The sequence below is a fragment of the Streptomyces sp. NPDC001508 genome (genome assembly GCF_040298665.1).
Classification (GTDB): Bacteria; Actinomycetota; Actinomycetes; order Streptomycetales; family Streptomycetaceae; genus Streptomyces.
On the sequence record NZ_JBEPAP010000120.1, the window covers coordinates 1 to 8,900 of the forward strand.

Genomic DNA, 8,900 nt, shown 5'->3' on the forward strand with positions numbered 1-8,900 from the left:
TTGAGTTCAATTAAATTATCCATAGTTGTTACTATCCCCATTTCAATTCCTTATATTTTGATATTTAATATTTGCTACCCCTTATTAATTTTATCATAAGCAATAAAAAAACTGGCCAAAGCCAGGGTTAATTTTATAGCTTATTCGAATTTAATAGATATTGAAATATTTATTTTAAGAACAAGACCATCAAATCTTCATCAAAATATTCGTCTCCTTCTTTCAAGGCATTTATTTCAACTCCATATTTTTCAAAACCTAAGTTACTATATAGTTTTCTACCCGAAGTATTATTTGAAACAACTGACAGCCTTATTTGTTCTAAATCCGGATAATCTTTTTTTACTTTATTAATTAAAGTAGACAATAAAAGTTTACCTAAACCTTTACCTTGGTAATCTTCATGAATGAACATTCCATATATATCGCCCTTATGTCTTTCCTTTTCTCCAATTTCTTTATGAAATGAAACCATTCCTATTAATTCTTTTCCGTCAAAAATTCCCATAAAGAATTTGCTGGAGTTTGGCGATATTCTTTCTATAATTTCTTGTTCTGAGAACTTCACTTCTCTCTCGTAAGTAGACCCAAAAGATTCAGAGGCTGCCTTTAAAGCATTCAATCTCAATTTTTGATATGAACTCCAATCACTTTTATCAATTAGCCTTATTTTCATAATCCACCCCCATTGTTAAGTGTATTTTACCATAAAACAAAAAAAGCCCACTGCAATGGGCTTTAAAAACTGATTTCTTAACTACTATTATATCATAGCCCTTTTGGGGACTTTTTATTTGTTTTATATTTTGTATTGCGATGAAACTAAACTTACAAGGCTATTTTTCACGATATCCTCGCATATAATTTTTCATATATTCAGGATTCTTTGTTTCCCATTTTTTACGAACTTTCTTACGAGCTTCTTTTCTACATTCTTCGCTACAATATCTTTCTTGCTTGGCGGTATTGAACAAATTTTTGCAAGTTTTGCACCGAATAACGCTCATTTTTCTTCCTCCTTTCTGCTTGTTAAACACATACACGAGAAAAAATGTACAGTGACGGCGTGAAGTACGAGCTGACCCAGAGGGAGGGGGCTATGCCCCCATAGTTTCTTTAAAAATATTTTCAGATTTAAAAAATAAAATTAATAAATAATAAATTAATATAAATATTTTTTTATTAATTATAAACCTTTTAGTAAGTTGCTCCATGCTTGCTTTTCTCGTTCCGTCTTGTCGGTATCGACTCCGTGCTTGCTTTCATATTCAGATTCAATCTGTTGCATAGCTTTTTGTTTAGCAGTTTCAATTTCTTTGTCACGCTTTAACTTATTATCATTGTAATTTCTTTCGGCAACTTGTTTCATCAATCCATTAATCTCATCACGTTCGGCGTTCGCCTTATCTCTCATCTTGTCAAAGGCTTCTTTGCTCCGCTGTCTGCTCGTCTCCTCTAGTTCTTTGCGTTCAATCTCTGCGCCTTTTCGGATGTCCTCAACCCAATTGCCTGTATGTTGTTGGCTGTTGTCTTTGATTGTTTCTGTCATGGTGTCCCCCCCTTTTATTATGCGTTCATATCATCAAGAAATGTGTTGCCAAGATATTTAAAGTTATAAACATTTCGGACTGAGTTGTTTCGTTTATACTCTACCGCTCGCGTTATTCTGGTACCGTTTGACGCTACTAAACAATCGGCGTCTTTGTAAACATCATACTGCGCAATACGTAACAACTCATCAGCTTTATGGTAGACCGCATTAGATTCATCAGCCAATGACTTGAGTTCTGCCATTAGCTTAGCGCCCTTAATATTCAACTCATCTTGTAACTTATCGGCAGCCTTTTCAATATCTGAGACCAATTGATTATAATCATCTTTGGTCACTAATGGAGTGCTTTCCAATTTGTCTAACTGTTTTTGATACAATTCAATAGCGTGTTGTGATGTCCATATATCCCCCTTTGCTTTATCATAAGCTACTAAGTCAGCGATCTCCTCGGCTTTGATTAATTCATCATTAGCGATTTTTAAGGCTCTTTCCGCTTTTTCTTTATTATTTTTAAACTTCTCAATTTCCAATAAATTACCGTCCTTTTGATTGATAAGTTCTGCTTCAATTTCTTCAAATGTTTTCATTGTGGTTTCTCCTGTATTTATTTGTTAGTAAATATATATTATAATCGGAACTATTGATAGTTCCTGTAATTCCCTATGTTTATTAGGTTGATAGCTGTTTTTATAAGTTAGTTAAAACAACTGATTTTGGTGGGTGTCTTACCCTCATTATTTCTCCTTTATTATTCTGGTACTGTACCAAGTGGCCCACGTTTTGCGACTTTAATCGCCACAACATGACTTCCATTAAATACGGTAGTGCCTAGTTTAAATAACTGGTCAGGGTCATCTTGCCATTTGCCAATGACTTTCATATTATCCAGTGTCTGATTAAAGACAAATGCTGATGCATCATTTACTGTGTAAACCATAATTACTTTGTCGCTCATTTTTTTATCTCCCTATGTTTAAACTCGTTTTATTGAAACAATATTTTTTATGTTAAATAAATAGCCACCTAGCCACTCCGCATTTTTATCAACTAAAAGTGCATGACTAAATTTCTCAAATTCCTCTTCATCATAAGGAATATTAAATGGCATTTTTTCATTGACTGTAAAGACTACTGTCTTTGTAAAATTAAAGCTCATTATCAAACCTCTTTTTCTAAATTGGTATAGCTTTTTTCATTTGCTAACTATTGGTTTCTAAAATCACCACAATAGTTACATATTATTTAAGAAAATAGTTATGAATAATTACGCTTTTAAAACCTCTCAAAACCCTGTTATAAAGCCATAGTTACGATAAATACATTAATTACACATTTTTCCTTTATATAATATAGAATATTAAAATCTAGTATCCATAATTGGTATAATTAACTCAAACTCTTTTATAATAAATTACTATTTTACTCAATATTAAAAGTGTATTTTGCGTATTTTCTGTAACTATCCTTTTATATAGCTGTTTATGAGTATCAAAAAAACATAACTATTTGTAACTAAATTACACTTTTATGGTGGTTCATACATTGTTTCAAGAAATGCTTCAACTGCTTTTGCAGTACGTTGAGGGTTACCAATTGCAATAACACGAAAAGATTTTCTTTTTCCTTCAAAAGTTGGAAATGTACGAACCGTTTCAAAATATCCAATAATATCAAGAGCTTCTTTTCTTCGTTTAGGACTTCCAGCACCGTAATAGGTTTCTTTCAATAGCTTCTGAACCTCATCCGTTTTGATTATTGTCTTGTTCCCTTTGATGTGTTCCTCGATAATATAAATTTGCACATCGTCAAAATCAAAGTGATCACTACTGAAGTTATCCATTTCCACTTGCTTGAAATTGAACTTAAATTTATTCTGTCTCCAATAGACAAATGAAGAATATAAAGCAGCCACTCCTGCAAGCGCCGTTGCTTCTCGACTGGTCTCAGATACTCGCTGTTCAGTGAAAGCCTCCCAGTAGGGTGCAAAGATTGATTCACGTTCGCTATCAGTCTCTCTTTTTGGACGATTCTTAAAAGCAATGTTCACAGCCCTGCTATTCATTTCAGAAGAAAATAATACTTTTTCATTTGAATCAATAGACAGTACACCAGTCAGATTAATATCCGCATAGTTTTGGCCAATACCTCGACCACGATATGTGCTTTCAGTAGCCAGTATTTTCAAATAACGTTCTAAACTCTTTCCAATTTCTCCTGATTCAGTCACCAGTAACATTTCCCCTCCATCAAATCCAGCCCAAGCCATTGCGGCCGTTGCCTTATTTGAGAGTTCGTCTAGGTTGACATGTTTCGTATCAAAAATGGATGAAATTACTTTATGACGCAAGCCTTTACCAGTACGTGTCCCAGATTTACTGACAAAGAACCTTGTCTTAGTAATCTCACGACATGCCACCAGCATTTGATAGATTGGCTGTAGTTGCGCATTATGCAAGCTGTCTACATCATCTATCACCATTCCTAAGTAATTAGCGTTCAAGATTGACATTTCAATTACATCAGAGAGCTGACAATCAAACACTTTAAAGTAACATTCATTGTCTTTGATAGAACAATTTTTTAAAATTTTCTTTTGATGCAGATCCATTTGAAAGTCATGACAAGCAATAATCGATGCTTTTATTTCTTTAAGAGGTTTTAGCTTTATCTGTTCATCTATAAAAGATATAATTTCTACAACTTCACTAGCTGTGAAGTCAGAACGCTTGCCTAATTTATATTCATGAGCAATATCCATCTCTGACAATCGTTTGAATTGTGAGGTTGAAATATCATATAAATATCCATGATGCAAAGCAATCTTTCCAAATAGATAATCTAAAATCACATTGACAAAACGAGGAATACTTTTACTTGATTTTAATGTAACTACTTCTTTATCTTCTCCATCGTCAGTTTTTTCAGCTTTTTTATTAACTCCACCGTAGAAAATAGATACAGTATTTTGACCATTGTTTAAATGCAAACTAGGTCTTTTGATTCTTTTATTTTCTCCTGTAGACTTTACTGACAGATAAGGATATTCATAAATATCACGATGCAAGATATTGACTAAATCAAGACTTTGAGGAATCTTAGCGCCATCAATGTTTCCAAATTTTTCCCAGGGAAGATCAATCACCTTTTTTAGATTATTTTCTAACCGTTCCCATGCTTTGCGTTGTTTTTCCAAATCTCCGTAATCAGTTTTAACTTCTGTCACTTCTTCCCCCTATTCAGCCAATGAATCCATCAAGGATTCCAATTGACTTTTTTTATACCAAACAGTACGATCTCCATCTTCTAAAATCACCTGCTTTAATCCGTGTGCCCGAAGTTTAGCTAAATATGTGGTTGAAATGTTCAGTTCTTTCAATAATTCAGCTTGTTGCACATATGGGAACTCACGACTTTGTTCAACTCTTGCCTCAACTAATTTATCAACACGATTTAATACTGATTGAGTCAGTTCCTGCTCTGCTTCAAATGATAAGATGCTCATGATTTCCCTCCTCGTTTAAGTCTTATATGCAACTTTGGGGCTTTAGTTTCATTGACAATTAATATTTTTCTTACTTCAGCACGACTAGGTTTAACCAACCAAGTAGGTAGTATTTCTGTGCTTATAACGTCCATTTTTATAAATTTCATACTTTATCTCTTTTCTTAGTTTCAGCTTGTTTTTTCAGTTTCCAACTTTGTGCAAACTCATGAGATACTTTGATACAAAGAGGAGCTTTATTTTGATTGAAAATAATTACTGTTTTTTTGTTTTTTATGCTTTTTAAAAAAACTTGATGTCCAATTTCAGAATTCATTTTTACAGAGAGAATTAAAAAATGTTTATTTTCAAAAGTTCGTGCTTTCTCTAAATCTTCTATTTTGAAAGTAGATGATTGCATTTTAAGCCTCCAATTCCACTTGATAGCCATTCCCCATAAAAGTAAAGGTAGCTACGCTTTTACCATCAAAAAGTTTGTCAGTGACATCATCCACTTCAATGTGGTGTCTCGATTTTGCTAAGCACTGTGTGAATAATAGCTTCGCTTCATCAATGGTTATAAATTCTGTCATTTGTGTTTCTCCTCAAATATGTTATAATTTGAGTAAAGCAAAACTCATGAAGAGCTTGCCTTACTTATAGTTTAAAAGTCTCTACTTTGGTCGGTGTGGACTTTTTTTGTTGTCATTGTTGCTTTAATAGCAACTTTGAGTGGTTCGTAATCGGAACCAGCTTCAATCATGGCTATTGCGATACTTTCAAGCATTTTGTAACGTTCCATTTCCACCGAATCAAGGAGGTCTAGGAGCGTTTTTTCTTTTCGCCAGTCAGTATCTCTAGCTTGAATTTGCTTCTTTGTCAGTCCTGTTACTGTTGTAGCAAGCAAACTTCTAATAATCGTATGCCATGTATTACCATGTCGTGAGTAATGATTCCACTCAGAAATAGCTTGATGAAGAGTAATTCCTTTCGGCTTTTCAACTGCTCTTGCAATTTTTCTTGCATAGAGTTCCTTCTCCATTTCATCAAATCGTTTTACAAGAGCGATTTTAAAATTTCTAACTACTTCTGTATTATCCAGATAAGTAATCATCAACATGGCTTGATTTCTATTAAGTTGATAGATTTTTACTTTTTGACCTCGACTATCTGGCAAGGTCGATATTTCAAATATCAACTTACCGAATTGCTCAAAATCTTTTTTATGTTTATTGATGAGTAAACGTAACGATGTCCTTTCGATTCCTGCATATTCAGCAATAACGATATGGTTAGTCACAACTTCCGCTTTACTCATGTCAGGACTGGTTAAAAATGCTAAGTCTTTCATTATTAAATTTCTTTCTAGCGTTTAATACGCAATATCGTATCTCAACGACTGACTTCATTGTTCTCAATTTCAACGTACTGGGCGGTGCGTTTTTTTAATAGTCCTTAGCGAGCCACTCGGTAATGCGTTCGTATGTACTCTGACGTACTTTCTCATTACGTGTTGGGCTTTCAAGACGTCCATAAGTAAGACGATTAATACCAAGCTGATTGGCAGCTTCACCTTTTGTTAAATCTAGCACTCCTCGTTTTTTGCGTAGAGCAGTTTTAATTTCTGATGTTAAATACATTATTTTACTTCACCTTCTTTCTAGATACTTCAAAATTGAAGTATCTAGACAATAGTATAATACTTCATTTTCGAAGTGTCAAGTGATATACTTCAAAATTGAAATTTTTATTTTAAATAACTACCAAAATGTTGTATAATGATAAAGAGGTAAAAATATGGCAAACGAAGTATATAAAGCTTTAAATCGTATTAAAGAGCTACGAATTGAAAAAGGTGTTACTCAAAGCACCGTAGCAAAAGCAATAGGAATTTCTCAAGGTATGCTGACTAATTATGAAACTGGAAAACGTTCTCCTCGTGATTTCAAAGTTTGGCAAGATTTAGCTGATTACTTTGACGTTACGACTAGCTATATTATGGGAACTAGTGATTTTAGAACATATCAAGACGAAATTAATGAAATACAAACATCTGCCAAGGAAAATTACGGCGTTGAAGTTCCAGCGGAAATAATTAAAGATTATAAGGGAAACCCTGTATCCACTACCTACAATACTCTTGCTCTACGCACAGAAATGGCTAAAAAACTTCTTCCTGAATTAGACAAAATGATTTCTACAATTGATAGTTATTTATATAGCTCTCCCACGATTGATTTTGATGATAAAGAAAAAGCTGATTATTTTTATTCTGATGAATTTAAACTAGCCAATGCACAAATAGATCAACTACTCATTTGGAAACACAGAAAAAAAGTTTTTCAATTAAAGAAGCAATTACTAGAAAAACAAATACAGAACCCTGAAAATTACTTTGCCCTCGAAGATGGCATCACTAAAGCCGAATTAAAAAAAAGGTGGCAAGATTATCGTCGTAAAGATTCTAATGAAAATGAACTTTAACTTCCTACACTTTTAAAATCAACATTCATGTTTTGACTTTTGCGTACTGGGCGGTGCTAGAAAGACAAATCAACATGAACAAACTAAATATAAAAGAATACAAAACAAAAAGCGGAGAAGTACGCTATATTCTCCGTGGCGCTTATATCGGTACTGATGTGCTGACAGGTAAGCAAGTTCGAACTTCCATTACTGGGCGTACAAAAAAAGACATAAAAGTTAAACTTTCACGTCTTCAAAATGAGTTCATAAAAAATGGTTGTACTAAAAAAATTAAAGTCTTAAAAACTTTTGAAGAGGTTGCTGAGAGCTTTTTTGAACTTTATAAGCTGCAACGTAAAATAGGTTCTATTGACCAAATGAGATCAAATCTCGATAATTATACTTTGCCAGCTTTTGGTAATAAGAGAATCAGCAAGATTACCACAGCACAAATACAGCAGCAAGTTATCAAATGGGGAAAAAGCGCCGCTGCTCCTCTTAATGGGAGACAAAAGCGTACTACTGGACAAGCTAAACGATACAAGCTGCAGTTCAATATCATCAATCGCATATTTCAACATGCACTTTCACTTGGAATCATTGAGAACAATCCTTGTCAGTCAGTGATCGTACCCCAAGTAAAGGTGGAACAAGCAAAAAAAGAGATAAAGTTCTACAAAAAATCGGAATTAGCAAAACTCTTTAATTACCTTGAATCTCTAAAGAGTGGCCAGTGGTCAAATGAATACTTTAAAGCTCTTCTACGCTTGCTTGTGGCTTCTGGTTTGCGTATTGGCGAAGCTATGGCCTTATCATGGTCTGATATTAACTTTCAAAACCAGACTGTATCTGTCAGCAAAACCACAGTTAGACGATTTCAAATTCAAGATACACCAAAAAGCAATAAAAGCAATCGAATTATTAGCATTGACGATAAGGCAATTTATGTATTAAAAAGCTGGTACTTCTTTCAAAAGAAACACTTTATGAAGTTAGGAAATCCACAACAAAACCTAGTATTTCCAAAAATAGAAGGTGGAGTGATGGATTATCACAACCTTATCTACAAGCTGAATAATATAATCAAAAATGCTGAACTGCCGTTGTTGAGCTTTCATGGATTCAGGCATTCACACGCTAGCCTTTGTTTAAATGCTGAAATGAGTTATAAAGTGATTCAAGAAAGGCTAGGTCATTCAAAGTTGCAATTGACTATGGACCTATACTCACATCTTGAGCCCGAAAAGAAGAATAAAGAGCTTGAACTATTTACTAAGTATGCCAACTTTTAAAATAGAACTCTGTTAAAAACTCTGTTAATTCTATTGTTAGATAAAAATAAAAAACTCAAACCTTTTAATATCAAAGGTTTGAGACTAATCCGTCTATATAATATAATAG

At 33.6% G+C, this 8,900-nt stretch carries 13 protein-coding genes; 2 read left to right on the top strand and 11 right to left on the bottom strand.

The window, feature by feature from the left end; genetic code table 11:
• Nucleotides 1-169: 169 nt before the first annotated feature.
• The 11 genes from ABT245_RS45160 to ABT245_RS45210 form a co-directional block, all read right to left on the bottom strand.
• Nucleotides 170-676 (bottom strand): GNAT family N-acetyltransferase, encoded by a 507-nt coding sequence (locus tag ABT245_RS45160; protein ID WP_032944448.1) that lies wholly within the window; start codon nt 674-676, stop codon nt 170-172.
• Between the two features lie 160 nt (nt 677-836).
• Entirely contained in the window at nt 837-1,007 is a 171-nt protein-coding gene (locus ABT245_RS45165; protein WP_012898380.1) for a hypothetical protein, read from the bottom strand.
• A 179-nt stretch (nt 1,008-1,186) separates the two neighbouring features.
• Nucleotides 1,187-1,549, bottom strand: a complete 363-nt coding sequence (locus tag ABT245_RS45170; RefSeq protein WP_312258060.1) for a hypothetical protein — start codon at nt 1,547-1,549, stop codon at nt 1,187-1,189.
• A gap of 17 nt (nt 1,550-1,566) precedes the next feature.
• Nucleotides 1,567-2,139: a hypothetical protein gene (locus tag ABT245_RS45175; RefSeq protein WP_312258059.1), complete on the bottom strand. Its 573-nt coding sequence runs from the start codon at nt 2,137-2,139 to the stop codon at nt 1,567-1,569.
• 161 nt (nt 2,140-2,300) lie between these two features.
• Nucleotides 2,301-2,507: a hypothetical protein gene (locus ABT245_RS45180; protein ID WP_011675329.1), complete on the bottom strand. Its 207-nt coding sequence runs from the start codon at nt 2,505-2,507 to the stop codon at nt 2,301-2,303.
• 18 nt (nt 2,508-2,525) lie between these two features.
• Nucleotides 2,526-2,708, bottom strand: coding sequence for a hypothetical protein (locus tag ABT245_RS45185; protein ID WP_003132807.1), 183 nt, complete (start codon nt 2,706-2,708; stop codon nt 2,526-2,528).
• A gap of 369 nt (nt 2,709-3,077) precedes the next feature.
• Nucleotides 3,078-4,775: a hypothetical protein gene (locus ABT245_RS45190; RefSeq protein ID WP_312258058.1), complete on the bottom strand. Its 1,698-nt coding sequence runs from the start codon at nt 4,773-4,775 to the stop codon at nt 3,078-3,080.
• 9 nt (nt 4,776-4,784) lie between these two features.
• Nucleotides 4,785-5,054 (bottom strand): hypothetical protein, encoded by a 270-nt coding sequence (locus ABT245_RS45195; protein ID WP_010906216.1) that lies wholly within the window; start codon nt 5,052-5,054, stop codon nt 4,785-4,787.
• 145 nt (nt 5,055-5,199) lie between these two features.
• Nucleotides 5,200-5,484 carry a hypothetical protein gene (locus ABT245_RS45200; RefSeq protein WP_351515821.1) on the bottom strand — a complete coding sequence of 95 codons (285 nt, stop codon included), beginning with the start codon at nt 5,482-5,484 and terminating at the stop codon, nt 5,200-5,202.
• Nucleotides 5,456-5,626: a DUF1655 domain-containing protein gene (locus ABT245_RS45205; RefSeq protein ID WP_269889312.1), complete on the bottom strand. Its 171-nt coding sequence runs from the start codon at nt 5,624-5,626 to the stop codon at nt 5,456-5,458. Before ABT245_RS45205 ends, ABT245_RS45200 begins: the two co-directional genes overlap by 29 nt.
• Before the next feature lie 71 nt (nt 5,627-5,697).
• On the bottom strand, nt 5,698-6,384 hold the full coding sequence (locus ABT245_RS45210; RefSeq protein ID WP_179107678.1) for a Rha family transcriptional regulator: 687 nt from the start codon (nt 6,382-6,384) through the stop codon (nt 5,698-5,700).
• Between the two features lie 446 nt (nt 6,385-6,830).
• Here ABT245_RS45210 and ABT245_RS45215 point away from each other — a divergent pair, with 446 nt between their 5' ends.
• Together ABT245_RS45215 and ABT245_RS45220 are read left to right on the top strand one after the other, a co-directional pair.
• Entirely contained in the window at nt 6,831-7,517 is a 687-nt protein-coding gene (locus tag ABT245_RS45215; RefSeq protein WP_012898391.1) for a helix-turn-helix domain-containing protein, read from the top strand.
• 32 nt (nt 7,518-7,549) lie between these two features.
• On the top strand, nt 7,550-8,791 hold the full coding sequence (locus ABT245_RS45220; RefSeq protein WP_351746815.1) for a tyrosine-type recombinase/integrase: 1,242 nt from the start codon (nt 7,550-7,552) through the stop codon (nt 8,789-8,791).
• Nucleotides 8,792-8,900 lie beyond the last annotated feature (109 nt).

Excerpts from the sequence above, each read along its gene's own strand:
- ABT245_RS45195 (WP_010906216.1), bottom strand. The coding sequence starts at position 5,054 with ATGAGCATCTTATCATTTGAAGCAGAGCAGGAACTGACTCAATCAGTA.
- ABT245_RS45180 (WP_011675329.1), bottom strand. The coding sequence starts at position 2,507 with ATGAGCGACAAAGTAATTATGGTTTACACAGTAAATGATGCATCAGCA.
- ABT245_RS45210 (WP_179107678.1), bottom strand. The coding sequence starts at position 6,384 with ATGAAAGACTTAGCATTTTTAACCAGTCCTGACATGAGTAAAGCGGAA.
- ABT245_RS45170 (WP_312258060.1), bottom strand. The coding sequence starts at position 1,549 with ATGACAGAAACAATCAAAGACAACAGCCAACAACATACAGGCAATTGG.
- ABT245_RS45200 (WP_351515821.1), bottom strand. The coding sequence starts at position 5,484 with ATGGCTATCAAGTGGAATTGGAGGCTTAAAATGCAATCATCTACTTTC.
- ABT245_RS45215 (WP_012898391.1), top strand. The coding sequence starts at position 6,831 with ATGGCAAACGAAGTATATAAAGCTTTAAATCGTATTAAAGAGCTACGA.
- ABT245_RS45165 (WP_012898380.1), bottom strand. The coding sequence starts at position 1,007 with ATGAGCGTTATTCGGTGCAAAACTTGCAAAAATTTGTTCAATACCGCC.
- ABT245_RS45160 (WP_032944448.1), bottom strand. The coding sequence starts at position 676 with ATGAAAATAAGGCTAATTGATAAAAGTGATTGGAGTTCATATCAAAAA.
- ABT245_RS45175 (WP_312258059.1), bottom strand. The coding sequence starts at position 2,139 with ATGAAAACATTTGAAGAAATTGAAGCAGAACTTATCAATCAAAAGGAC.
- ABT245_RS45185 (WP_003132807.1), bottom strand. The coding sequence starts at position 2,708 with ATGAGCTTTAATTTTACAAAGACAGTAGTCTTTACAGTCAATGAAAAA.
- ABT245_RS45205 (WP_269889312.1), bottom strand. The coding sequence starts at position 5,626 with ATGACAGAATTTATAACCATTGATGAAGCGAAGCTATTATTCACACAG.